This is a genomic window from Leisingera sp. SS27 (assembly GCF_028368855.1).
Lineage (GTDB): Bacteria > Pseudomonadota > Alphaproteobacteria > Rhodobacterales > Rhodobacteraceae > Leisingera.
The window spans coordinates 1-23,080 of sequence record NZ_JAQNCY010000002.1; the positions used below are offsets into that span (position 1 = coordinate 1).

At 64.7% G+C, this 23,080-nt stretch carries 23 protein-coding genes; 11 read left to right on the forward strand and 12 right to left on the reverse strand.

What is annotated here, in order from left to right; translation table 11 throughout:
• Positions 1 to 253 precede the first annotated feature (253 nt).
• Positions 254 to 451 carry a hypothetical protein gene (locus N6L27_RS05865; protein ID WP_271906273.1) on the reverse strand — a complete coding sequence of 66 codons (198 nt, stop codon included), beginning with the start codon at positions 449 to 451 and terminating at the stop codon, positions 254 to 256.
• A gap of 258 nt (positions 452 to 709) precedes the next feature.
• Entirely contained in the window at positions 710 to 2,905 is a 2,196-nt protein-coding gene (locus N6L27_RS05870) for a primosomal protein N' (protein ID WP_271906275.1), read from the reverse strand.
• An 81-nt stretch (positions 2,906 to 2,986) separates the two neighbouring features.
• On the opposite strand from N6L27_RS05870, the gene fsa reads away from it, so the two are divergent.
• The 5 genes from fsa (at position 2,987) to N6L27_RS05895 (ending at position 6,985) form a co-directional block, all read left to right on the forward strand.
• Positions 2,987 to 3,640: a fructose-6-phosphate aldolase gene (gene fsa, locus N6L27_RS05875; RefSeq protein WP_271906277.1), complete on the forward strand. Its 654-nt coding sequence runs from the start codon at positions 2,987 to 2,989 to the stop codon at positions 3,638 to 3,640.
• A 371-nt stretch (positions 3,641 to 4,011) separates the two neighbouring features.
• Entirely contained in the window at positions 4,012 to 4,719 is a 708-nt protein-coding gene (locus N6L27_RS05880; RefSeq protein WP_271906279.1) for a DUF484 family protein, read from the forward strand.
• A complete protein-coding gene (locus tag N6L27_RS05885) occupies positions 4,716 to 5,636 on the forward strand; it encodes a tyrosine recombinase XerC (RefSeq protein WP_271906281.1) in 921 nt (306 codons plus the stop codon). The genes N6L27_RS05880 and N6L27_RS05885 overlap by 4 nt, the downstream gene beginning before the upstream one ends.
• A gap of 51 nt (positions 5,637 to 5,687) precedes the next feature.
• Positions 5,688 to 5,915, forward strand: a complete 228-nt coding sequence (locus tag N6L27_RS05890; RefSeq protein ID WP_271906283.1) for a GDCCVxC domain-containing (seleno)protein — start codon at positions 5,688 to 5,690, stop codon at positions 5,913 to 5,915.
• A 359-nt stretch (positions 5,916 to 6,274) separates the two neighbouring features.
• The gene (locus N6L27_RS05895; RefSeq protein WP_271906285.1) at positions 6,275 to 6,985 is read left to right on the forward strand and encodes a CDP-alcohol phosphatidyltransferase family protein; all 711 of its coding nucleotides are present in this window, start codon (positions 6,275 to 6,277) and stop codon (positions 6,983 to 6,985) included.
• A gap of 82 nt (positions 6,986 to 7,067) precedes the next feature.
• Here N6L27_RS05895 and N6L27_RS05900 read toward each other — a convergent pair whose 3' ends face one another.
• Positions 7,068 to 7,520 carry a methylated-DNA--[protein]-cysteine S-methyltransferase gene (locus N6L27_RS05900; RefSeq protein WP_271906287.1) on the reverse strand — a complete coding sequence of 151 codons (453 nt, stop codon included), beginning with the start codon at positions 7,518 to 7,520 and terminating at the stop codon, positions 7,068 to 7,070.
• A 179-nt stretch (positions 7,521 to 7,699) separates the two neighbouring features.
• On the opposite strand from N6L27_RS05900, the gene N6L27_RS05905 reads away from it, so the two are divergent.
• Positions 7,700 to 8,074 (forward strand): hypothetical protein, encoded by a 375-nt coding sequence (locus tag N6L27_RS05905; protein WP_271906288.1) that lies wholly within the window; start codon positions 7,700 to 7,702, stop codon positions 8,072 to 8,074.
• 126 nt (positions 8,075 to 8,200) lie between these two features.
• A complete protein-coding gene (locus N6L27_RS05910; protein WP_271906290.1) occupies positions 8,201 to 8,551 on the forward strand; it encodes a hypothetical protein in 351 nt (116 codons plus the stop codon).
• A gap of 18 nt (positions 8,552 to 8,569) precedes the next feature.
• On the opposite strand, the gene N6L27_RS05915 is transcribed toward N6L27_RS05910, so the two are convergent.
• The 6 genes from N6L27_RS05915 to N6L27_RS05940 all read right to left on the reverse strand — a co-directional run bounded on the left by N6L27_RS05915 (position 8,570) and on the right by N6L27_RS05940 (position 16,792).
• On the reverse strand, positions 8,570 to 9,592 hold the full coding sequence (locus tag N6L27_RS05915) for a transporter substrate-binding domain-containing protein (RefSeq protein ID WP_271906292.1): 1,023 nt from the start codon (positions 9,590 to 9,592) through the stop codon (positions 8,570 to 8,572).
• A 14-nt stretch (positions 9,593 to 9,606) separates the two neighbouring features.
• Positions 9,607 to 10,686: a transporter substrate-binding domain-containing protein gene (locus N6L27_RS05920; RefSeq protein ID WP_271906294.1), complete on the reverse strand. Its 1,080-nt coding sequence runs from the start codon at positions 10,684 to 10,686 to the stop codon at positions 9,607 to 9,609.
• A 135-nt stretch (positions 10,687 to 10,821) separates the two neighbouring features.
• On the reverse strand, positions 10,822 to 11,346 hold the full coding sequence (locus N6L27_RS05925; protein ID WP_271906296.1) for a hypothetical protein: 525 nt from the start codon (positions 11,344 to 11,346) through the stop codon (positions 10,822 to 10,824).
• A 470-nt stretch (positions 11,347 to 11,816) separates the two neighbouring features.
• Positions 11,817 to 14,759, reverse strand: a complete 2,943-nt coding sequence (ileS, locus tag N6L27_RS05930) for an isoleucine--tRNA ligase (protein WP_271906297.1) — start codon at positions 14,757 to 14,759, stop codon at positions 11,817 to 11,819.
• Between the two features lie 235 nt (positions 14,760 to 14,994).
• Entirely contained in the window at positions 14,995 to 15,483 is a 489-nt protein-coding gene (locus N6L27_RS05935; protein ID WP_271906299.1) for a DUF2269 family protein, read from the reverse strand.
• 1 nt (position 15,484) lies between these two features.
• Positions 15,485 to 16,792 carry an SDR family oxidoreductase gene (locus N6L27_RS05940; protein WP_271906301.1) on the reverse strand — a complete coding sequence of 436 codons (1,308 nt, stop codon included), beginning with the start codon at positions 16,790 to 16,792 and terminating at the stop codon, positions 15,485 to 15,487.
• Positions 16,793 to 16,950: 158 nt separating this feature from the next.
• On the opposite strand from N6L27_RS05940, the gene N6L27_RS05945 reads away from it, so the two are divergent.
• Positions 16,951 to 17,373: a group III truncated hemoglobin gene (locus N6L27_RS05945; RefSeq protein ID WP_271906303.1), complete on the forward strand. Its 423-nt coding sequence runs from the start codon at positions 16,951 to 16,953 to the stop codon at positions 17,371 to 17,373.
• Positions 17,374 to 17,379: 6 nt separating this feature from the next.
• Here N6L27_RS05945 and N6L27_RS05950 read toward each other — a convergent pair whose 3' ends face one another.
• Genes N6L27_RS05950 through N6L27_RS05960 form a run of 3 tightly spaced genes read right to left on the reverse strand, consistent with a single transcriptional unit; the run spans position 17,380 to position 20,233 of the window.
• Positions 17,380 to 18,369, reverse strand: a complete 990-nt coding sequence (locus N6L27_RS05950; RefSeq protein WP_271906304.1) for a YcjF family protein — start codon at positions 18,367 to 18,369, stop codon at positions 17,380 to 17,382.
• Positions 18,366 to 18,821: a GNAT family N-acetyltransferase gene (locus N6L27_RS05955; RefSeq protein ID WP_039183520.1), complete on the reverse strand. Its 456-nt coding sequence runs from the start codon at positions 18,819 to 18,821 to the stop codon at positions 18,366 to 18,368. Before N6L27_RS05955 ends, N6L27_RS05950 begins: the two co-directional genes overlap by 4 nt.
• On the reverse strand, positions 18,818 to 20,233 hold the full coding sequence (locus tag N6L27_RS05960; RefSeq protein ID WP_271906307.1) for a YcjX family protein: 1,416 nt from the start codon (positions 20,231 to 20,233) through the stop codon (positions 18,818 to 18,820). The genes N6L27_RS05955 and N6L27_RS05960 overlap by 4 nt, the downstream gene beginning before the upstream one ends.
• Positions 20,234 to 20,345: 112 nt before the next feature.
• Here N6L27_RS05960 and truA point away from each other — a divergent pair, with 112 nt between their 5' ends.
• From truA to N6L27_RS05975, 3 genes are all read left to right on the forward strand, one after another.
• Positions 20,346 to 21,113, forward strand: a complete 768-nt coding sequence (gene truA, locus N6L27_RS05965) for a tRNA pseudouridine(38-40) synthase TruA (protein ID WP_271906309.1) — start codon at positions 20,346 to 20,348, stop codon at positions 21,111 to 21,113.
• Between the two features lie 203 nt (positions 21,114 to 21,316).
• Positions 21,317 to 22,051 (forward strand): NYN domain-containing protein, encoded by a 735-nt coding sequence (locus N6L27_RS05970; protein ID WP_039183526.1) that lies wholly within the window; start codon positions 21,317 to 21,319, stop codon positions 22,049 to 22,051.
• 80 nt (positions 22,052 to 22,131) lie between these two features.
• Positions 22,132 to 23,067, forward strand: a complete 936-nt coding sequence (locus N6L27_RS05975; protein ID WP_271906312.1) for an NAD(P)-dependent oxidoreductase — start codon at positions 22,132 to 22,134, stop codon at positions 23,065 to 23,067.
• Positions 23,068 to 23,080: the final 13 nt, after the last annotated feature.

The window sequence follows — 23,080 nt, forward strand, 5'->3', positions numbered from 1 at the left end:
CCTTGGCCTTGAACTCAGGCGAATGGTTCTTCCGTTTCGACATCTCTGATCTCCTCTGCGTCGAAGATCAACAGACAGCAAATTGTAGCTTACGTCAGTGTCCGATTTTCGGGGAGTAGCTCACGCCGATGGAAAATGCCTTTGAAACGAGGGCCAGGGAACGCGAGAAATTGCGCGCTCAGGGGCCTTGCGCGCGATTTACAGGCCCATTCGCGTCAGTACAGCAGGCCAGCCGCTCCTAGCCGCCGGAGGCTTAGCAGACGGCAAATGCTGGTTCCAGACCATCCATTTGACGAAAGAGCTTTCTGATCGCAACCGGGGCGTTGTCGATGACCACCTGCTGGTCTTTCTGCATCAAATTCACCCTCAGGCTGGCCTTGGAAACTTCGTATTCAATGATGCGCTCATGCGCGGATAAAGTTGCAATGCTCACGTTGATATCCTGATCCATGATCATGTGCGGCCGCGAAGGTCCTTCTGCCGTTCGGATCGCAGGACATATGGCGCGGCGGGTGGGGAGATATTTCACAACTGCAATGTCACAAGCTTCAGGTCTTCCTAGGGGCCGCGCGCCGCCAGTTCACCGGATGACCACCCGGAACCTAGACCGCCCCCAATCTTACTCAGGACAATTCAACTGCAAGGACAAGCACATAATCTTGGGGTTGCGCACCAAAGGGGTCGAGGGTGCAAAGCCCTCTGCCCGGTCTCAGAAAAAGCTCTGCGGGTCGATGTCGATGCTGAGGCGCAAGTCGCCCCTGAGGCGCAGCGGTGCGGTCCAGCGAGCAAGCGCCTCCTGCAGCGGCACGCCTTTCGGCGCCTTGACCAGCAGCCGCACCCGGTGGCGGCCGCGGACCCGGGCAATGGGCGCAGGCGCCGGACCGAACAGCTGGGCGCCGATCTGGCGCAGCGGGCCGTCATTGCGGGCCATGGCGTTGCCCAGATCAAAAACCGCTGCCAGATCGGGTCCGGACAGGATGATCCCGGCCATCCGGCCATAAGGCGGCACCCCTGCCGCCTGGCGTTCGGCAGCTTCGGCTTTCCAGAAGCTTTCCTCATCGCCTGACAGGATCGCGCGGATCACCGGGTGCTCCGGCTGGAAGGTCTGCATCAAGGCTTCGCCCGGGCGCTCAGCGCGGCCTGCCCGCCCCGCCACCTGGCGCATCAGCTGGAAAGTCCGCTCTGCCGCACGCAGGTCGGAGCCTTGCAGGCCAAGGTCAGCGTCAATCACCCCAACCAGCGTCAGCAACGGGAAGTTGTGGCCCTTGGCGACCAGCTGGGTGCCAAGGATGATGTCCGCCTCGCCCGCGGCAATCTCCTCAATCCGCTGCTTCAGGGCGCGGGCAGAGCCGAACAGGTCGGAGCTGAGAACCGCGATGCGTGCCTCCGGGAACAGGGCGGTGGCTTCCTCTGCCAGCCGCTCGATTCCGGGTCCGACGGGGGCCATCTTGCCCTCCACCTCGCAGGAGGGGCAGGCCTCCGGCACCGGTTTGGTCTCGCCGCACTGGTGGCACATCAGCCGTTTCATGAAGCGGTGCTCCACCATCCGCGCATCGCAATGGTCGCAGGCAACCTGCGCGCCGCAGGCGCGGCAGATGGTGACCGGGGCAAAGCCGCGCCTGTTCAGGAACAGGAGCGACTGCTCGCCGCGTTCCATCCTGAGTTTCATTGCCTGTTTCAGGGTCGGCGAGATCCAGGTGGAGGGCAGCAGATCTTCGGACCGCATATCCACAGCGCGCATGTCCGGCAGCACCGAAGCACCGAAGCGGGAGGTGAGGTTCAGCCGGTTGTATTTGCCGGCCTCGGCGTTGGCCCAGGTTTCAAGCGAGGGCGTGGCCGAGGCAAGCACCACCTGCGCCGAGCACATCGCCGCGCGCAGCACCGCCATGTCGCGGGCGTTGTATAGAACCCCGTCCTCCTGCTTGTAGGAGGTGTCGTGTTCCTCATCGACGATGATCAGGCCGAGATCGCGGAACGGCAGGAACAGCGAGGACCGCGCACCGATTACCAGTTGCGCCGCGCCCTGCCCGACCATCTTCCAGACCCGGCGGCGTTCGGTCATGGTCGCGCCGGAGTGCCACTCGGCGGGCTTGGCCCCGAACCGGGCCTCAACGCGGGTGAGGAACTCCGCCGTCAGCGCGATCTCCGGCAAGAGCACCAGCGCCTGCCGCCCGGCGCGCAGGGCGGCAGCGACGGCCTCCAGATAGACCTCGGTCTTGCCGGAGCCGGTGACGCCTTTCAGCAGCGTAGTGCCATATCGCCCGCTGTGGACACCTTCGGCCAGCGCGGCGGCAGCCTTGGCCTGGTCCTCGGTCAGCTGCTTGGAGGGCAGTTCCGGGTCCAGATGCGGATAAGGGGTGTCGCGGGGGGCTTCCTCCTCGCGCAGGGCGCCCTGTTTCACCAGCCCCTTCACCACCGACGGCGTGACATCGGCCATATCGGCAAGTTCCTTTGGCGTGAAGGCGAGGCCGCCGAACTCCTCCAGCACCTCCAGCACGCGGGTGCGGGCATCTGTCATCCGGTCCGGCACACCGTCGCCACGGCGCAGGATCTTGCGCATCGATGGCGGATCTGAAAGCCCCGGCGCACGGGTCGCCAGCCGCAGCATCGCGGGCATGGGTGTCAGGGTGTAATCGGCAGCCTTGCCGAGGAATTGACGCATCTCGGCCCGCATCGGTGCCACGTCCAGAACCCGGATCACTGAGCGCAGCTTGGCCGAATCGAAATCACCCGCACCCGGTCCCCAGACCACGCCCAGCACCTTGCGCGGGCCCAGCGGCACCTCGACATAGGCGCCGAGGAAACAGCCGCCTTCCGGCGCGCGGTAATCCAGAAGACGGTCAAGGGGTTGCGTGGTCAGAACCCCAACCCGTTCGCCTGCCTGAAAGAACTCCTGCCCGCTCATGCTGCTGCCTATGTTGCCGCCCGTAATCCCATGAGGTAAAGGCAGAAGCGACCGAGGCCAACCCATCCAAAGGACTGCCCCATGAAATTCTTCGTAGATACTGCCGAGATCGACGCCATTGCCGAGCTGAACGATCTGGGCATGGTGGACGGTGTCACCACCAACCCGTCGCTGATCAAGAAATCCGGCCGCGACATCATCGAGGTCACCAAGGAGATCTGCGATCTGGTCGACGGCCCAGTGTCGGCGGAAGTGACCGCCACAGATGCGGAAACCATGATCGCCGAAGGCCGCAAGCTGGTGGAGATCGCCGAGAACATCGCCGTGAAGGTGCCGTTGACCTGGGACGGCCTGAAGGCCTGCAAAACCCTGAGCGACGACGGCCACATGGTGAATGTGACTCTGTGCTTCTCCGCCAACCAGGCGCTGCTGGCCGCCAAGGCGGGCGCGACCTTCATATCTCCGTTCATCGGGCGTCTGGATGACATCAACCTGGACGGCATGGAGCTGATCGAGGACATCCGCACCATCTATGACAACTACGGGTTTGAGACCCAGATCCTGGCCGCCTCGATCCGGTCTGTGAACCATGTGCTGGACTCGGCCCGCATCGGTGCCGACGTGATCACCGCGCCGCCCGCCGTGATCAAGGCGATGGTGAACCACCCGCTGACCGACAACGGCCTGGATGCCTTCCTGGCCGACATCAAGGCGGCAGAGATCAAGATCCTCTGATCCGGCGGCGCAAGACTCACTCACGAAGGGCGCCCGGAACCGGGCGCCCTTTTTTGTTGCGGCAGGTTTCTTTTTGGCAGGGGCCTCCCGCGCCTCTCTGCACCCCGGCTGCCGCCGGGGGGCATCGCAACTTGGGCCTGGCAGCGCGCCTCACGGCGCGCTGAGGCGGCGTTTCACACCGCCGGCGCCGGGCCTTGGGCCCGGCGCCACGCCCAACGGGAGCGGGGCATGAAAATGCACCGGCGACGGGCGGGAGCCTTCCCCTTTACAGCAAATTCCACCCCCCCCGCATTTTTCGGCAGCATTGCCAAATTCCCGTGTTATACACGTCAGCAAACCCGTCAGAGGTCCGGAGCCGCAAGAGTTCACGCATGAGCAGTTCAAGCAATACAGTCAGCCTGGAAGACCAGTTGCGCGAGGCGATTCTCGCCAAACCCGACGCGGTGCTGGAGGACCAGCACCTGATGAATGCCCTGGTTGCCGCCAATGAGCGGGCGATGGGCTCCAACGTCGTTGACCTGCGCGGCATCGCGATGGAGCGGATGGCGGCACGGCTGGACCGGCTGGAGGATACCCACCGCTCGGTGATTGCCGCGGCTTATGACAACCTGGCCGGCACCAACCTCATTCACCGCGCCGTGCTGCGGCTGCTGGAGCCGCGCGATTTCACCGCCTTCCTGGCCTGCCTGGAGCAGGACATGCCGGACATCCTGCGCGTTAATGCGCTGGCACTGGTGCTGGAAACCGCCCAGCCCGGCGGCGCCGAAGTGGAGCGCAAGTCCGGCGCGCTGAAGCTCGCTGGCCCCGGCTTCACCGAAAGCTATGCCGGGCAGCCCGGCAGCGAACGCCCCGTGACCCTGCGCCAGACCCAGGGCGGCAGCCCGCGCGTCTATGGCCAGAAGGCAGAATGGATCCGCTCCGAGGCCTGCCTGATGCTGGATCTGGGCGAGGGCCGCCTGCCCGGTATGCTGGTAATGGGATCGGAAGACCCGCATCAGTTCTCGCCGATGCAGGGAACAGACCTCCTGACCTTCTTCGGCGGAGTGTTTGAACGCTCGATGCGCTGCTGGCTGTCATGACGCTGATCTCTCCCGCCTGCCGGGATGCGCTGCAGCTGTGGCTGGAGCGCTTAAACGGGCTGGAAGATGCTTCGGACAACACTCTCACCGCCTACCGCGGCGATGTCACTGCCTTTCTGGCCTTCATGACACAGCACAGCGGCGGGCCGCAGGGGCTGGGCGCACTGGCACGGATCACCACATCTGACATGCGGGCTTGGATGGCATCCGAACGCAACGGCGGCACCGGCGCGCGGTCGCTGGCCCGCAAGCTGTCGGCGGTCAAGAATTTCTACCGCTGGCTGGCGGAACGCGAAGGGTTTGAGCCGGCCGCGGTGCTGCTGGCCCGCTCGCCCAAGTTCCAGAAGAAGCTGCCGCGCCCGCTGGCCCCGGAGGCCGCCAAGGCCGTTCTCGAAACCGTTGAGCTGCAGTCGCAGCAGGACTGGGTCGCGGCCAGGGACGTCGCGGTGGTGACGCTGCTGTACGGCTGCGGGCTGCGGATTTCCGAGGCGCTGGGGCTGACCGGCGCAGACGCGCCGCTGCCGCCGGTCTTGCGGATCCTGGGCAAGGGCCGGAAGGAGCGGGTGGTGCCGGTGCTGCCTGCCGCCCGCGATGCGGTAGAGCGCTACCTGTCCCTCTGCCCGCATCCGCAAGAGGCGGACGCCCCCCTGTTTCGCGGCGTGCGCGGCGGTGCGCTGAACCCGCGCCAGATCCAGGGGGTGATGGCCAGCACCCGTGCCCAGCTGGGCCTGCCGGCCACCGCCACCCCGCACGCGCTGCGCCACAGCTTTGCCACCCATCTGCTGGAGGCAGGCGGCGACCTGCGCGCCATTCAGGAGCTCTTGGGCCACGCGTCGCTCTCGACCACTCAGGCCTATACGGCGGTGGACACCACCCATCTGCTGGAAGTCTATAACAATGCCCACCCGAAAGCGTGACTTGACCGCGCCTGCCGTGCCGGCCTTTGCTGTCAGCAGGAGGGTCTGCCCATGCCCGATGAACATTCCGCGCCGGTGGAACTGACCAGCATCCTGACTTGCCCTGCCTGCGGGCATAAAGCGGCTGAGAAGATGCCGCAGGACGCCTGCCAATGGTTCCACGAGTGCCCCGCCTGCAAGACCCTGTTGCGGCCAAAGCCCGGCGATTGCTGTGTTTTCTGCTCCTACGGGACCATACCCTGCCCGCCGATGCAGGCTGGAGGCAGCTGCTGCGGGTGACCGGCAAGCGGCCCGGTTAAATAAAATGCGCGCTATTATTCGCAGCTGGCAGCAAGCCTCTGTTAAGCCGGCGCAGGCCAGATGGCAGAAACCGATCCAGAAAGGATTCTGCCATGACCAGTGCCGGCTTTGCCGTTTTGTTCTCCGATGGTGCCCCTGCCGCTCCTGCCCCGCCGCCCGGCGTTCAGCCTTGGGAGCGTGACCGGCCCGCTCACTCCCCCTCCTCCTCTCCCGCGATCACCGACCCGGCCCCCCATGGCCGCCGCATGGCCCGTATTCTGCTACCTGCAGGCACGGATTTCCGCCCAAATTTGCACTGAACGGTTGCGGCTCAGGGGCAAATTCGTCATCACGGTCGGATGACACCTCAGATCCGCGCCCTCTCCGTTCATCTGCTGACTGCCACCGGTGCGGTCTTTGCCATGCTGGCCATGCTGGCCGCGGCCGAAGGCAAGTGGAGCCTGATGTTCCTGTGGCTGGTGGTGGCCTTTGCCGTCGATGGCATCGACGGGCCGCTGGCGCGGCACTACCACGTCAAGCGCTATTCGCCGGAGTTCGACGGGGTGCTGCTAGACCTGATCATCGACTACCTGACCTATGTCTTCATCCCTGCCTTTGCCCTGTTCCAGTCCGGGCTGATGTCGGGTTGGACCGGCTGGTTCGCAATCATCGTGATTACCTTTGGCAGTGCGATGTACTATGCCGACACCAGGATGAAGACCAAGGACAATTCCTTCTCCGGCTATCCCGGCGTCTGGAACATGCCGGTGCTGGTGATCTTTGCGCTGGAGCCCAGCCACTGGACAAGTCTCGTGCTGGTTACCCTGCTGTCGGCAGCGATGTTCCTGCCGCTGAAATTCATCCACCCCGTGCGCACAGAGCGCTGGCGCAAGGTTTCACTGCCAATGGCGCTGGCCTGGACCTTTTTTGCCGGCTGGGCCGCCTGGGTCGACTTCCACCCGGCCAGCTGGGCCCATTGGGGGCTGGTGGTGACATCGGTCTACCTGCTGTTTGTTGGTATCGCCCAGCAAATCGTTCCGGAAAAACGCCGCACGTCTTCCGCAGCCTGACAGCCGCGGGCGGCTTTGCTTTTGCGGCATCCTTGATTTCCGCGGTCCTGAAAACGCTGGCCGCCGGATCCGGCCTGGCGTTTCAGATCAGCAGGCTGGCGGCCCCTTCGTGTTTCAGCAGCGCCACTTTGGTCTCCACCCCGCCCTTGCCGGAAAACCCGCCCAGCCCGGAAGCACCGAGCACCCGGTGGCACGGGATGATCACCGGGATCGGGTTGCCGCCGCAGGCATTGCCCACCGGCTGCGGCGGGGCGCCCAGCTCCCGGGCAATGTCGCCGTAGGTGCGGGTTTCGCCAAAGGGGATCGCCAGCATCGCATCGCAGACCGCACGCTGAAAGTCCGACCCCTCCACATGCAGCGGCAGGTCGAATGCCGTCAGCTCCCCCGCAAAATAGGCTTGCAGCTGCTCCAGCGCCCGGGTCAGCAGCGCTGTCTGCCTGCTGGCCTCAGCCGTCCAGTCCAGCCGCACGATGGCGCCGTCCCGCTCGGACACGCTGAGCGGTCCAACAGGGGTCTCAAGGCTTGCTGAAATCATCTTTCTCCTCCGGCCTGCCGGCGGCTGCATTGTCAGGCGCTGCCGCCTGGAGTGCAAGCGCAGACGCGACGGCGGCAGCAGAGCATTAACGCCTCGTTAACCAGTGCTAAAGCTTTCCCACCAGATTGCCTCAAATTCTACTAAAGTGAAATTCAAGAGAGGAACTAAAGGTCAGTCCGATGATTACAGCAACTTCCAGCACCGCCGGTCTTTACAACGGCATGAAGCAGCTTAAGGCATTCCGCCAGCTGGTGCTGCCTGCTGCAACTGCGGATGGCGCCAATGCGGATGCCTCACTGAATTATGCCGCGCCCCAGACGGGCGGGCGCAACGCTCCGGCGGCTGACAGTTCCGCGGACATCCTGGCCACCGGCTACATCGGCCCGGCACGCGATGCCGCCAGAAAAGAGGCGCTGGAGCCGCGCCCCGGGAAAGGCTTCGACATGGATGCCTATTTTCAGGATCTGATGAATGGCTGCCAGGCCGGCCCCAAGCCGGTCAGCCACATGGCCGCGGAAGCGAACTATGCCAAGGTTCAGAAAATCATTTCCTGAGCGGCGGCGCCCGGCTGACTGCGCTGCACCGGCTTCCGCTCTCGGTAGCCGTTAACCGGCTGTTAAGCCTGTTGTGTTAAAACCGTTTTAAGATCGGTTCAATGCCTCTGCGAAGGACCCTCTGTTATGTTTATACCAGTTTCGGGACGTATAGATCCTATCAAGCCGAACCGCGGTTTCCTGACCGCCCGGCCCGTTGTCCGCTCTGACGATCCGGACAAAAGCGAATCCGCCGACAATACGCCGCGCGGCCAGGAAGAGCACGCACAGGACGCCCTGCATCCGGAGAGCGGCGATCTCATCTGGGATACTTCCGGGCATGAGCCGCCGGGCTGCGCCGAAGAGCTGTTTCACGAAAATGCTGTGCTGGCAGAGCACCTGCTTATGCAGCGCGCCTGGCCCGCAGACCGGGCCACCCCGGGAGAGGTCAAGGCTGCCTTTCACGGCTACAAGGAGGCCAGGTCTCTGACAGCCTGACCCCGCTCTGCCGCTACCTTACTGCAGCTGCGCCCAGAAAAGTTCCAGGTGGCGCGACATGATCTCCTCGAACCGGCCGCTTTCCCGCAGTTTCTGCAGGCCTGCGTTGATCCGGTAAAGATGGGTGGTGCCGCGCCAGTGCCGCTTGGAAATCACCACATGCAGGCCTTCTTCCGACAACGGTTTTTCCAAAGGCACCACGGTGTCCCGCAGATCTTCGGCAACGATCGTATTGGCACCAAGGAACAGGTTTACCGCCGCGGCATCAACCTGGCCCTCAGCCACCATGCGAAAACAATCCGCCGGGGTTTCGGGCTGGATCAGTGAGATCTTTTCCTCTGCCAGCCAGCGCCGGCCGGGGCGGTTCAGGTCATGGGTGAAATACCCCGCCGGGCGGCACAGGGTCTTGCCTTCGACATCAGTGTCTGCGGTGTATTCAAACCCGCCACCGGCCCGCACAAACAGCATGATCGGCATTGTCATGACCGGCTCGGAGAAGTGGAAATTGACACAGCGCTCGTTGCCCGGTTCAGCCGCGCAATCAGGCTTGAGCCAGGGAAATCCCATGTCGAACTCTTTCTTGTCCAGCATCGGGAACAGGTGTTTGGACCAGTCGTCCTCCCAGCTGACGGAGTAGCTGACCGGCGCGGGGGCCAGTTCCAGCGCAGCGTTGATCAGCTCCGTCACCATCCCCTGCCCGGGCAAGCTGCGGTCGGTGAAGGGGCCATAGCCGCTGCCCGTGAGCAGCGTCAGCTCTGCCTTTTCCTGGCGCAGCGGCGTGGCATCCGGCGCGGTGGCGCCGGTGATGCAGGGGATGAACAGCTTGCGCCCCGGCAGCACGGTCGCCCCGGCAAGCAGCTTCTGGTTGGCGTAGTAGACCATGGTCCAGCGGTTGCGGTCGCCATAGTGGGCCTCCGCAATTGTAAACAGCGAGTCGCCGGGCTGCGCCACATAGTCCACGTCGCAAATCGCCCAGGCTGCCGCCGGCGCCATGGTGAACAGGGCGGCCAGTTGTAGGAGGTGTGAGAAAAACCGTCTCATACAGGCATCCTCCCTCAGAACCCGGCCCAGATCCGGGCCATGTGGTCTTCGACGATGGTCTGGTAGCTGCCGTCCTCCTGGATCGAGCGCAGGCCCTTGTTGATCATCGAAAGCATTTCATCCGCCCGCGGATGGGTCTTGTGCACCACCACGTAGATACCCAGCACCGACAGCGGCTGCGGCAGCACGGTGAATTGATCGGCGATGCCCGCCTCCTTCATTACGCTGCGGCCGGTGAATTCATTGATCGCCACCGCGTCCGCCTCACCAGCGGCGACCATGTCGAAACAGTCCTTCACCTTGTGCGGCTGCTTCAGGGTGATCTTCTTCTCCGCAATCCAGTTGCGGCCGCGCTCATCCAGATCGAAGGTCAGGTAACCAGCGGGGCGGCACAGGGTCTTGCCTTCGATGTCGCTGTCGCTGGTGAACGCAAACGGCCGGTCCTTGTGCGCAAACAACAGCATCAGGGTTTCGAACATCGGCTCGGAGAAGTGGAAGTTCTGGCAGCGGTAGCTGTCCGGCATCGTCTCGCAATCCGGCTTGTACCAGGGAAAGCCCAGATCCAGCAGCGCGTTGGAGAGCAGCGGGTCAAAATGCGAGGACCAGTCGTTGACCCAGTGGATCGCGTAGCCCTCCGCCGGAGCAGCCTGTGTCATTGCTGCATTCACCACCTCGGTGATCAGGCCGCCGTTGTGCGACGCCTTGGAGGTAAAGGGCGCATAATCGTCGCCGGTCAGAAGGTTGATTTTCTGGCGCACCGCCGCGTTGCCCGGCGCGACCTTGACCGGCACTGCGGATGCAGGGGCGGCGGCGGAGATGTCCTTGCCGCCAGGCAGGCCCAGCGGCAGCCCCTCAAGGCAGGCCAGCGAGAGCTTCATGCCGACCCGGATCGCGCCCGGCTTGGGGCCGATCTGGTCGATGTTGCGGTTGTGGATGGCGCTCCACTTGCCCGCATCCTTGTAGAGCTTGTCGGCAATCACCGACAGGCTGTCACCGGACTGCACGGTATAGATACCGCCGCAGGTTTCTGCAGCGGCGGCGGTGGCAAACAGGCCGGACAGCCCGACGGCGGCGGCGGCAAAGAAGGTTTTCATGGTTCCCCCCGGAAATGTGCAGCGCCTGATCCGCTGAATTGGCGGGCGGCGCTTGTTGTTTTGTTGCTGATTGAGGTCCGCGGGCGTGCTGCAGCCCGCGCGGCGGCGCCATTCTGGCGCCGCAGCCGATGGGTCTTAGTTGCCGACGAACAGTGCCAGCAGCGTTGCGGTGTCCACCCGCCCGTCAGCGCCGATCAGACTGGCCGGAACGGTGATCTCCTGACGCTCGTAGGCGCCGTTCACCAGCTGGTCGATATAGGCTGCGGACTGTCCCTGCGCGGCGGCGGTCGCCACCATCTTGTAAAGCGCCGAACCCTCGGCGGCCGCAGCGGGCGCCTCCGGGACCGCCGCGGCGGGCTGTGCCTGCTTGCTGCGCAAGGCGGCCAGTGTGCCTTCGGTGATGCGGGCGACCAGCGCATCCTCGCCGCTGGCCGCAGAGCCTTCGAGGCCCGCTGCCGCTGCGGCCCCTGCGGGCAGCTCTGCCGCGGCCTGCACTGGCTGCAGAGACGCCGCCGGCTGATCCGCTGCTGGCGCACTGCCGCCGAACTGGAAGTAGAGCAGCATTGCTGCAGCCACTGCCAGCCCTGCAGCGGCGAGGCCGAGCTTCGGCAGCGCAGACGCGCCCTCTTCCCGCAAGGAAGCAAACTGCTGTGGTTCCATGGCCGGTTCCGGCTTCGCCGGGGCCCGTGCCGGTGCCGCAGTGCTGACCGGACTGGCCGGCTTGGCGTCTTTTGCCGTTCCGCCAGCCGCAGGCTTTGCCTTGACCGGACCCGTGCTTGTGGCGACCAAACCGATTTTGATATTCTTTGGCGCTGACACCCCGTCAATCCGGATTGCCGCGCCGTGCGCTTTGCCTGACTCAGCCGCCTTCTGCGCATCCGCTTTCAGCTTCAGCATTGAAAATTGCCCCCTGCCCCATGCCATCTTTTGAAATGACGTAAAAATCTACATGGAATTAACGAATTCTTAACCAATTGTGGAAAACCGGTCAACATCTAGGGGAGGCAGTGGCCAGGGAACACAAGGCATTTCTCGGATAGCGTGTGCAAAATGACGCAGAAAGAACGTAAAAAAGACAACGCCCGGCGCTGTGGTCGGGCGTTGCATGCAATTCAAGGGTGAGATGCGGATTATCCCAGCGCGCTGTCGCAGCGGCCGCAGACGCCCTCATGCCCGTGGCTGCCGACATCCGGCAGGATCTTCCAGCAGCGCTGGCATTTGCCGCCGTCGGCCTTTTCAAACACCACCGACACGCCGTCGACTTCCGGCATCCGGAAGGCTTCCGCCGGGGCCGGATCGTTGGTCAGCGCGATGTCCGAGGTGATGCAGACATCTGCGAAGTTCACCGACTTCAGCGCCTCCAGCGCTTCACCGTCACGCACATGCACAACCGGCGCGGCCTCCAGCGAGGCACCGATTACCTTGTCGGTCCGCTGAACCTCCAGCGCCGCAGTCACCACCCGGCGGGCCTGGCGGATCTTGGACCACTTGGCGGCCAGCGGCTCATTCAGCCAGTCGGCGGGTGTCACCGGGATGTCCTGCAAATGCACGGAGCTGCCCTCGCCCGGGTATTTCTCCAGCCAGACCTCTTCCATGGTGAAAACCAGGATCGGCGCCAGCCAGGTGGTCAGGCGGTGGAACAGGATGTCCAGCACGGTGCGGGCTGCACGGGCGTTCAGCGTGTCGCCGTCGCAGTAGAGCGCATCCTTGCGGATGTCGAAGTAGAAGGCCGACAGGTCCACGGTGGCAAAGTTGAACACTGCCGAGAACACGCCCTGGAAATCAAAAGTCTGATAGCCGGTGCGGACCTTGTGGTCGAGCTCGGCCAGGCGGTGCAGCACCCACTGTTCCAGCTCCGGCATATTTGCCGGGTCAACCCGCTGATCCTCGCTGAAATCACCCAAGCTGCCCAGCATGAAGCGCATGGTGTTGCGCAGGCGGCGGTAACTGTCGGCGGTGCCTTTCAGGATTTCCGGCCCGATCCGCTGGTCGGCGGTGTAATCGGTCTGGGCCACCCACAGGCGCAGGATGTCGGCGCCGTACTGCTTGACGACCTCCTCCGGCACGATGGTGTTGCCGAGCGACTTGGACATCTTCATGCCCTTCTCGTCCAGCGTGAAGCCGTGGGTCACCACGTTGCGGTAGGGTGCGCGGCCTTTGGTGCCGCAGGCCTGCAGCAGCGAGGAGTGGAACCAGCCGCGGTGCTGATCGGTGCCTTCCATGTAGACATCAGCGATGCCGTCCTCGGTGCCGTCCTCGCGGTCGCGCAGCACAAAGGCATGGGTCGAGCCGCTGTCGAACCACACGTCCAGCACGTCGAACACCTGGTCGTAGTCATCCGGGTCCACGGAGTTACCCAGCACCCGCGCTTTGAAACCATCCTCGTACCAGACGTCGGCGCCGTGCGCGTCGAACTCGGCCACGATGCGCTTGTTCACCTCTTCATTGCGCAAGAGGAAGTCCGCATCGGTCGGCAACGCACCTTTCTTGGTGAAGCAGGTGAGCGGCACGCCCCAGGCGCGCTGGCGGCTCAGCACCCAGTCGGGACGGCTTTCGATCATCGAATGCAGGCGGTTGCGGCCGGTTTGCGGCCACCATTTCACCAGTTCGTCGATCGAGCGCAGGGCACGTTCACGGATGGTATCGCCCATCTCATCCATGCCGTCGTCCATCTTGCGGTCGACAGAGGCAAACCACTGCGGCGTGTTGCGGTAGATGATCGGCGCCTTGGAGCGCCAGGAATGCGGGTAGCTGTGCTTGATCTTGCCGCGCGCCAAGAGGCCGCCAACCTCAACCAGCTTGTCGATGATCTTCTTGTTGGCATCGCCCTCGCCGCCCTTGCGGTTCAGGATGTAGGTGCCGCCGAAGAAGGGCAGATCGGCGCGGAAACCGCCGTCGTCCATCACGTTATAAGTGATCATCTGCTCCAGCATGCCAAGGTCGCGGTAGAGCTCGAATTCCTCCATACCATGCGACGGCGCGCAGTGGACAAAGCCGGTGCCTTCGGTGTCGGTCACAAAGGGCGCCGCGCGGAAGTCGCGGATATCGTCCCATTCACCGTTGGAGCCTTCGGTACCGTGCAGCGGGTGGGTCAGGCCCACACCTTCCAGATCGGCGACCGGCACATCGGCAACCCGGGTATACTGGTCCTCGCTCAGACGTGCGCGCTTGAAAAGCTCAGCCGCCAGATTGTCCGCCAGGATGTATTTGTCACCCACGGCGGCCCAGCATTCATCCGGGGTGCCGGTGACCTCATAAAGGCCATAGGCAATCTCCGCGCCATAGACCACCGCCTTGTTCGACGGGATGGTCCAGGGAGTAGTGGTCCAGATCACCACCTGCGCGCCGGCCAGCTTGTGATCACCAGGTTCAGCGACCTTGAACTTTACCCAGATGGTGAAGCTTTCCTTGTCGTGATACTCGACCTCGGCCTCGGCGAGCGCAGTCTTTTCGACCGGCGACCACATCACGGGCTTGGAGCCCTGATAGAGCGTGCCGTTCATCAGGAAGGTCATGAACTCATCGGCAATCACAGCCTCGGCGTGGTAGTTCATAGTCAGATACGGGTCATCCCAGTTGCCGGTGATGCCCAGGCGCTTGAACTCCTCGCGCTGGATATCGACCCAGCTGTCGGCAAAGGCGCGGCATTCCTGGCGGAATTCGACAACCGGGACGGCGTCCTTGTTCTTGCCCTTCTTGCGGTACTGCTCCTCGATCTTCCATTCGATCGGCAGGCCGTGGCAGTCCCAGCCCGGCACGTAACGGCTGTCAAAGCCCATCATCTGATGGGAGCGGACGATCATGTCCTTGATGGTCTTGTTCAGCGCGTGGCCGATGTGCAGGTGGCCGTTGGCGTAGGGCGGGCCATCGTGCAGAGTGAAGGGCTTGCGCTCCGCATCGCCGCCCTTGGCTGCGGCAGCCTTCTCGCGGAGCTTGTCGTAGACGCCGATCTCGGCCCAGCGTTCCAGCCAGGCAGGTTCGCGCTTGGGCAGGCCTGCGCGCATCGGGAATTCGGTTTTCGGCAGGTTCAGGGTGTCTTTGTAGTCAGGCGTCTGGGGTGTGTCGGCGCACATCGGGGGCGTCCTTTGGATGATCAAGGTCGGAAATTGGGATATTCGGTTCGGCGCGATGGCTCAAGCGCCTTTGCCCGGCGGCTCAATGGTTTCAGAGCGCCGGGGATATAATTCGAATAATGATGGCCGCGAATAGGGACATGAAGCGCCTTATAGGACGGGCGTGCAGCAGGGTAAAGCGGCAGATGTGCCGCCTTGGGAGGGGAAGACAGTGGGCGGTATCGCCCATCCTGCGTCACCGTACCAGCCAGACGCCAAGATCCGGGCGTGCCAGCATCAGCCAGAGGATTGCCAGAACCGCAGCGAAGGCCGGGATGCCGCAGGCAAACCAGATCGCAAACAGGCAGTGGTAACGGGCGGGCAGTGCCTCTCCCGTCTCTGCCGCCGCCCGCGCCAGATTGCGCAGCCGCAGCTGGATCCAGACCACCGGCAGCCAGAACAGCCCGGTCAGCACATAAAGCCCCAGCGACAGCGCCAGCCAGCCGGCGCTTAGCGGCCAGCCCAGCCGCCAGGCCAGCAGCCCGCCGGTGATTGGCTGCGCAATCACGGCTGTGGCGGTGAACAGGAGATCGGCCACCACCACCACGCTTGCAGTATGGGCAATCAGCGCCGCGTCCCGTGTCCGGTGCGCCATCATCATAAAGAAGGCGATGCCCGCGCCGGTTCCCAGCAGCACGCAGGCGCCAATCACATGCAGCCACCGCAGGATCAGGTCTGCATCCATCTCAGCGCTCCTGCAGCAGCTGATGGGTGATCAGCGCCAGCAGCAGGCCCGGCAGCACCTTGACCAGCGGTCCCAGCGGATCCGCCCACATGTGCGGTGTGACAGCGGTGGCTGCAGCCAGGTAGATCAGCGAGACCGCTGCCATCCCCAAACAAGCGCGCGCCGCCCAGGGCCGCCACAGGATGGCCAGTCCCAGGGCGATGTCGTCCAGCGACCAGAAGGCAACGCTGGTCTTCGCCGGCAGGCTGCCCCAGCCTGAGTCCGTAAGCACCGTTGCAGCCTCCTCCAGCTGCCAAAGACCGATCAAACCGGAGGCCAGCCAGAACTGGCATAGCACCGCGACGGCGACCGGCATCAGCAGTGCCAGCCGCGCGTCCAGCCGCTGGGCACGCCCCGAAGGCAGCGGCTGATAGATGGCCTTGAGCGGTGCAATCCCCTGCCCTATGGCGGCCCGGTACGGTGCGGGATCGCCGCACACGCCGCTCTGGATTTCGGCCATTGCGGTGGTGCGCAGCGGCGACCGCCAGCCCAGCCTTCCCAAAGCGTCGGCACATTGCGCCACCGGCGGCAGCAGCCAGCCCGGCAGACGCAGCAGCCAGCGCGCCGGAGCAAACCCCAGCCACGCCCGGGTCTCTGCCAGCACCTCCGCCAGCGTCTGCGGATTGTCCTCCACCAGGTCATAGGTGCCCTGCGGCAGATCTTCCTGCAGCGCCGCAGCAACCGCCGCGGCAAGATCGGCCATACCGATGCATTGAACCGGCGCGTCTGCCAGCGCCACCGGCTGCACCAGCGGCACCGCCGCCAGCATCCGCAGCAGTCCTGTTCCGCCATAGGCATTTTGCCCGATCACCAGCCCCGGCTTCAGGATACACAGCGGTGCGCCAGCGGCCCGCAAGGCTGCATCCCCCCGCCCCTTGCTGCGCATGAACTCTGTCCCGGCATCCGGCCCTGCCCCGGCCGCTGAAATCTGCACCACGGCGATACCCTGCTCTGCACAGGCTGCCCCCAAGGCTGCGATGGCCGTGTGGTGCACCATCTCCAGCTCGCCCGGTGCCATATCCTGCAGAACCCCCGCGCAATTGACCACGGCGTCCGCATCCTGCAGCAGCGGCGCCCAATCCTCAGGCCGCAACAGCCGCAGCAAGTCACCCTGCACAAAGGAAACCCCAGGCAGCACCCGCGCTGCCTGCGCAGCGCTGCGGCCCAGGCCGGTCACATGCATTCCAGCAACCCGCAAGGCACGCACGACCTCGGCCCCGATAAACCCGTAGGCGCCCAGAACCAGCACCCTCTTTGCGCTCTCCGCCATCAATGAATGCCTTTTTTGCCAAATCTCCCGCTCACCATAACGGCAGCAGCCGCAGGCGCCAGCGCTGCCGCAAGCTCAGATTGCGGCAGATGCGCCTTTGCCCTTCCGCTCAGCCTGGCTTCCACTTATCAACAGGCCAAATCAGGCCGGAGCAGACAATGACCGACACCGGAACACAGAACCCGCTGGCGCGGTTCGAGATCACCGCCGAGGAGATTTCCCGCGTGGTTGCCGTGTTTTACATGCAGGTGCGTGCGGACGACGTGCTGGGGCCGGTCTTTGCCGCCCATGTCACCGACTGGCCGGGACATGAGGAAAATATCGCGGGCTTCTGGCGCAATGCGATCCTGCGCGAGCGCAGCTACAGCGGCAATCCGATGCGGGTGCACGTAAGCCGCCCCGACGTGAAGGCAGAGCATTTCCCGCTGTGGCTGGGCCTGTTCCATCAGGTGCTGCGGGCGGAGCTGCCGGAACGCACCGCGCTGCAATGGGGCGCCCTGGCGGACCGTATCGGCGAAGGTTTCCGCACCGGCGTGGTGGCCATGCGCCAGCCCAAGGACCAGCCCCCGAAACTGTTCTGACGGCGTCTATTTTTCTTTTGAAAACAAACCCGTCAACGCCCGTTGCACCACCTTGCGGGTGCTGGGTTTGTGCTGCGCGGAGAACGGCATCGGGCGGCAAACCTCCATCGCGGCGATGCCAACGCGGGCGGACAGGGCACCGTTGACCAGCCCCTCGCCGAAACGGCGGGAGAGCTTGGACAGCACCGACCCGCCCAGCACCGGCTCCAACAGGTCATCGCCTGCGGCCACTGCGCCGGTGGCGGCCAGATGCGCCAGCACCGCGCGGGTCAGCCTCCAGGAGCTGAAGAAACCCGGCCGGCCGCCATAAATCCCGGCCACACGCCGGATCATGCGCAGCGAAGAAACCAGCGCGGTCAGGATATCCGCCAGCGCCATCGGCACCAGCGCGGTCACCGTGGCGACCTGGCGGGCCGCCGCCTCCACCTCGCGCAAGGCAATGGCGTCCAGCGGCACCAGCAGTTCTTCCTCTGCCAGCAGCAGCAGCGCGTCGCCGTCCATCACCTCCGCCTGCCGCTCTGCCAGCCTTGCCTGATGCCAGCTGAGATCCTCGCGCCCGTTGTAGTAAGCCTCCAGCCGGGTGGTGAAGGCGCGGGCGTCGGTCAGATCCACGACCTCCGTTGCCTGATGGCGCAAGGCATCGACCCGGCGCAGCCGGGAGAGCGCGGCCAGTTCGCGCAAGGCCATCGCCAGCGCCAGCAGCAGGAGCAGCCCCAGACCAGCGGTAACGGCCCAGCCCAGCACCGGCACCCGCGCGACCAGGCCTGCGGCAAAATCCCAGGCCGCAACGGAGGCCATGGCGCCAATGAGGGCAACCAGCAGTGCCCAGAACCAGCGGGCCAGCCGCGAGGGGTGGCGCGCCGCGATGCGGGCGGCCTGCTCCATGGCCGTTGGCGGGACTGCCAACGGAGCGGGATCGGGCACCGGCGGCGCCTCGGCCACGGGCGGCGCGGCGCCATCTTCCTCCAGATCAAACAGGACCGGCTTGTTGCTCATGCCGCGGCCTCCGGGGCGGTGCGCCATTCATAAGCGATATCGGGCAAGCCTTCCTCGTTGTTCAGGCCATCGCCCCGTCCGGTCTCAGTGAACCCTTCGCGCTGGTAGAACCGCTGCGCACGGCCGTTGGCCGTGAAGGTGCGCAAGGAGAGCCGCGGGGATGCAGCCTTGGCGGCATCCAGCAGCATCTTGCCGGCGCCCTGCCCGCAGGCGCCGGGAGCAAGGTAGAGAGAGCAGACCTCCTCCTCCTTGCGGGCGAGAAACCCGAGGATTGCTCCGTCCCGCTCTGCCACCGTGACCCAGCCGCGGTCGATCATGACACCGCAGAAAAAGATAACCTCGGCAGAGGAGTAAAGCTTGGGCATCCAGGCGGTATCCTGCTGAAACCGGTAGAGAATTTCACCAACTGTTCCGGCATCCAAAGGCGTGGCTGGGCGCAGGGAGAGGGTCACAGGGCATCTCCGATCAGGAAGTCTGCGGCGCGGTCCAGGCGGATATGCGGCGGCCCGCTGCCGTGTTTCAGGGTGAGCGGCGCGGGCGCAAAGGCCATCGCTTGGTAGTCGCCCTCCAGCCAGCGTTCGGCGCCTTGCCGCGCCGGGGTCAGCAGCTGGGCCGGGTCCTGCGGCAATGCGCCGGGGTAGAAGGCCGCTTGTTTGCCGCTCTCCAGCAAGCTGCCGCGCACGCAGGGCAGCTCAGCACCGTTGTGCAGGCGCATTTCTTCCGTTGTGGTGCGCAGGGAGGCCATCGCCAGCGCCGCAGTATCCGCCCCGGCAAAGCGGGCGCGGTCCTGCGCCTCACGGGTCAGGGCCTCGATGATCGCGGTCATCTTGGGATGCTGGGCATGGTGCAAGTGGTCGGCCTTGGTGGCGGCAAACAGGATTTTCTCCACCCGCTTGCCGCCCAGAAGCCGGGTCAGGAAATGGTTGCGGCCCGGTTTGAAGGCGCTGAGGATATCCGTCATCGCATGGCGCAGATCCTCCACCGCCTGCGGCCCGGAATGGATCGCCGAGAGCGCATCCACAAGCACCACCTGCCGGTCGATACGGGCGAAGTGGTCGCGGAAGAAGGGTTTGACGACCTTGGATTTATAGGCCTCGTAGCGGCGCTCCATCTCGCGCCAGAGGCTGCCGCGCGGGGCGCTGGCCTCTGGTGGCAGCGGGGCGAAGGTCAGCACTGGCGAGCCTTCCAGATCGCCCGGCAGCAGGAAACGGCCAGGGGTGCAGTCGTAGAAGCCAGCCGCGCGGGCGGCGGCCAAGTATTCAGTGAAGGCGGCGGCAAGCGCCTGCGCCTGCAACTCGTCATGCGTCCTTGCGGGGACAGCCTTGGATTGTTCTGCCAGGAAGCGGTCCGCCTGCGGACGGCTGGCAATGCGGGACAGCACATCTGCAGACCACTCGGCGTAGGTCTTGTCCAGCAAAGCCAGATCCAGCAGCCATTCGCCGGGATAGTCGACAATATCCAAATGCAGTGTGCGCGGCCCCTGCAGGCCTGCCAGGAGGCCGGCGGGCCGCACCTTCAGGCTGAGACGCAGCTCGGAAACCGCCCTTGTGCTGTCCGGCCAATGAGGTGACGGCCCGGTCAGCGCCGCGAGGTGGTTTTCATAGTCGAACCGCGGCACGGTGTCGTCGGGCTGGGGCTGCAGGAAGGCGGCCTCGATCCGGCCCTCGCGCGCGGCGCCGAGCTGCAGCATCCGGCCCCGGTCCATCAGGTTGGCGACCAGCGAGGTGATGAATACCGTCTTGCCGGAACGCGCCAGCCCGGTGACCCCCAGCCGGACCGGCCGGTCGAACAGCGCCGCGGAAAGGCCGCTGGCGGCGCTCTCCACCCCGCTCATCACCCCGTCTGCAAGGGAGGTTATCACCAAGGCCCTGATCCTGCTCTGTTCTTGCTGCTGACAAGATAGGCAGCATCCCGCCCGGATACCAGAGCGCACACGGGGCTTGCCCCGGCCCGGCGCTGTTGCTACTTGCCCGGCCATGCCGCGTTTTGCTTTGAAAGTCGAATATCACGGGAAGCCTTTTGCCGGCTGGCAAAGGCAGAAGGACCTGCCGTCGGTGCAGGGGGCGATCGAGGCTGCGCTGGCGCGGCTGGAGCCTGGGGAGCACACCATCGCTGCGGCCGGGCGCACAGATACCGGCGTGCACGGGCTGGGACAGGTTGCCCATTGCGACATGGCCAAGGAGTGGGACCCGTTCCGCCTGTCGGAAGCGCTGAATTACCATCTGAAGCCCGATCCGGTCGCCATCGTGGACTGCGCCCGGGTGGAGGGGGACTGGCACGCGCGGTTTTCAGCCCTGGAGCGGCAGTATCTGTTCCGCATCCTGATCCGCCGCGCACCAGCCACCCATGACGCGGGCCAGGTCTGGCAGATCAGCCATGATCTGGATGCAGACGCCATGCAGGATGCCGCCAACCATCTGATTGGAAACCATGATTTCACCACCTTCCGCTCTTCGATCTGCCAGGCGGCGAGCCCGGTCAAGACGCTGGATGAGCTGCGGGTGGAGCGGGTGCAGGGCTTTTCCGGGCCGGAAATCCATTTCCATGTGCGCGCCCGCAGCTTTCTGCATAATCAGGTGCGCAGCTTTGTCGGCACCCTGGAACGTGTGGGCGCCGGGGCCTGGGAACCGGAGGATGTGAAGTCCGCGCTGGAGGCCTGCGACCGGGCGGCCTGCGGGCCGGTCTGCCCGGGGCATGGCCTCTATCTGGCGCGGGTGGGATATCCGGACGATCCCTTTGCCTGAGCCCGGAAATGGGGGGTGACATCCGTACACCCCCTGTGCACCGCTTGTGCACCCCCAAGACAGCACCCATCTGACCGGCGGGCCGTCCGGCCGCCATTTAATCGCCACAACACCCGTTCATACTTGCCGGAACACCGGCAGCCCCCTGCGGCGGTATTGAGCACCGCTGCGGCAATCAGAAACAAAAAAGGCAGAGCACCCGAATGGCAACAGCAACCAAACCACCGCTTCTGGCCGTCCTGATCGACGCCGACAATATCTCTGCCAAATACGCCGAGGCGATGTTCGAGGAGATCGCCTCCTTTGGCGAGGCCAGCATCCGGCGCATCTATGGCGACTTTGCCGGCGGGGGCCCCCAGGGCTGGAACAAGGAGAAGCTGGCGTCGCTGGCGATTGTGCCGCACCAGCAGTTTGCCAATACCACCGGCAAGAACGCCTCAGACATTGCGCTGGTGATCGACGCAATGGACATCCTGCATTCCGGCCGTTTCGACGGGTTCGTGCTGATCTCTTCGGACAGCGATTTCACCCGGCTGGCCAGCCGTATCCGCGAACAGGGGGTGGATGTGTTCGGCATGGGCATGCGCAAGACGCCGGCCGCCTTTGTGCAGGCGTGCAAGCGCTTCATCTATGTGGAGAACCTGCTGGAGGAGCCTGCAAAGGCGAAGGCCAAGCCCAAGAAGGAAGAGGGCAACGGCAACGCGCCATCGGAGCTCGCGGACCCGACCAAGCTGGTTGTGCGGGCGATGGATGCGATCGGTCAGGAGGACGAATGGTTCACCCTGGGCCAGATCGGCCAGTACATCACCGCAGCGTTTCCGGACTTCGACACCCGCAGCTATGGCCAGCGCAAGCTGAGCGACCTGATTGCCACGCTGAAACTGTTTGAGACCAAGCGCGGCGAGGGCAACCAGATCCTGGTGCGGCGGCTGGACTAAGGCTGCGGTTTCCATCTTTCGTTTGCGCGCAATCCGTGGCTTAGTCCCGCAAAGGGACGCGGCGGCGGGGAGGAACGCGCATGGCAATGCTGATCAGTATCGGCCACGACGGCTGGTACACCGAGGAACAGCTGGCGGAGGAACTGCAGGCAATGGCGCCCGGCGCCGATATCCGGCCCGTCTCTGCCCCCGGCAACCTGGATGAGATCACGGTGCTGGCCGTTTCCGCGCTGAAAGGCGATCTGCCCGCGCATTTGCCAAACCTGAAGCTGGTGCAGAAACTTGGCGCCGGGGTGGATACCATCGTGGCGCACCCCAGCCTGGCACCGCATGTGCGCGTCGCCCGGCTGAGACCGCTGGAACCTGCGCATGAGATCGCGGAGTTCTGCCTGGCCTATGTGCTGCGCGATCAGCGCAACATGCGGGCGCACGCAGCCTCGCAGACCCGCAGCGCCTGGGAACCGCTGGCGCCCCAACGCCCGCAGGAGACCACGGTGGGCATTCTTGGCCTCGGCCATATCGGCGGCATGACGGCGCGGCTGATGCGCGACCTGCGGTTCCGGGTGCTGGGCTGGAGCCGCTCGCCCAAGGAGATCGACGGCGTGGACTGCCGCCATGGCAAAGCGGCGTTGCCGCAGATGCTGGGCGAATGCGATTATGTCTGTGCGATCCTGCCCTCCACCCCCGCCACCCGGCAGCTGATGAATGCAGAAATGCTGGCAGCGATGAAGCCGGGCGCGGTGCTGATCAACGCAGGCCGAGGCGATCTGGTGGATGAACCGGCCCTGCTGGCGGCGCTGGACGCGGGCACACCCGGCCATGCGGTGCTGGATGTGGTGAGCAAGGAACCCCTGCCCGCGGACAGCCCGCTGTGGGCGCATCCGAAGGTCACCCTCACTCCGCATGTGTCGGGCTGGCACCTGGGGGATGCGCTGAAAGACGTGGTGGAGAACCTGCAGCGGCTGGAGGCAGGTGAAGACCTGCTGCACGAAGTGGATCGTGAGCGGGGGTATTGAACGGCAGTTGCCC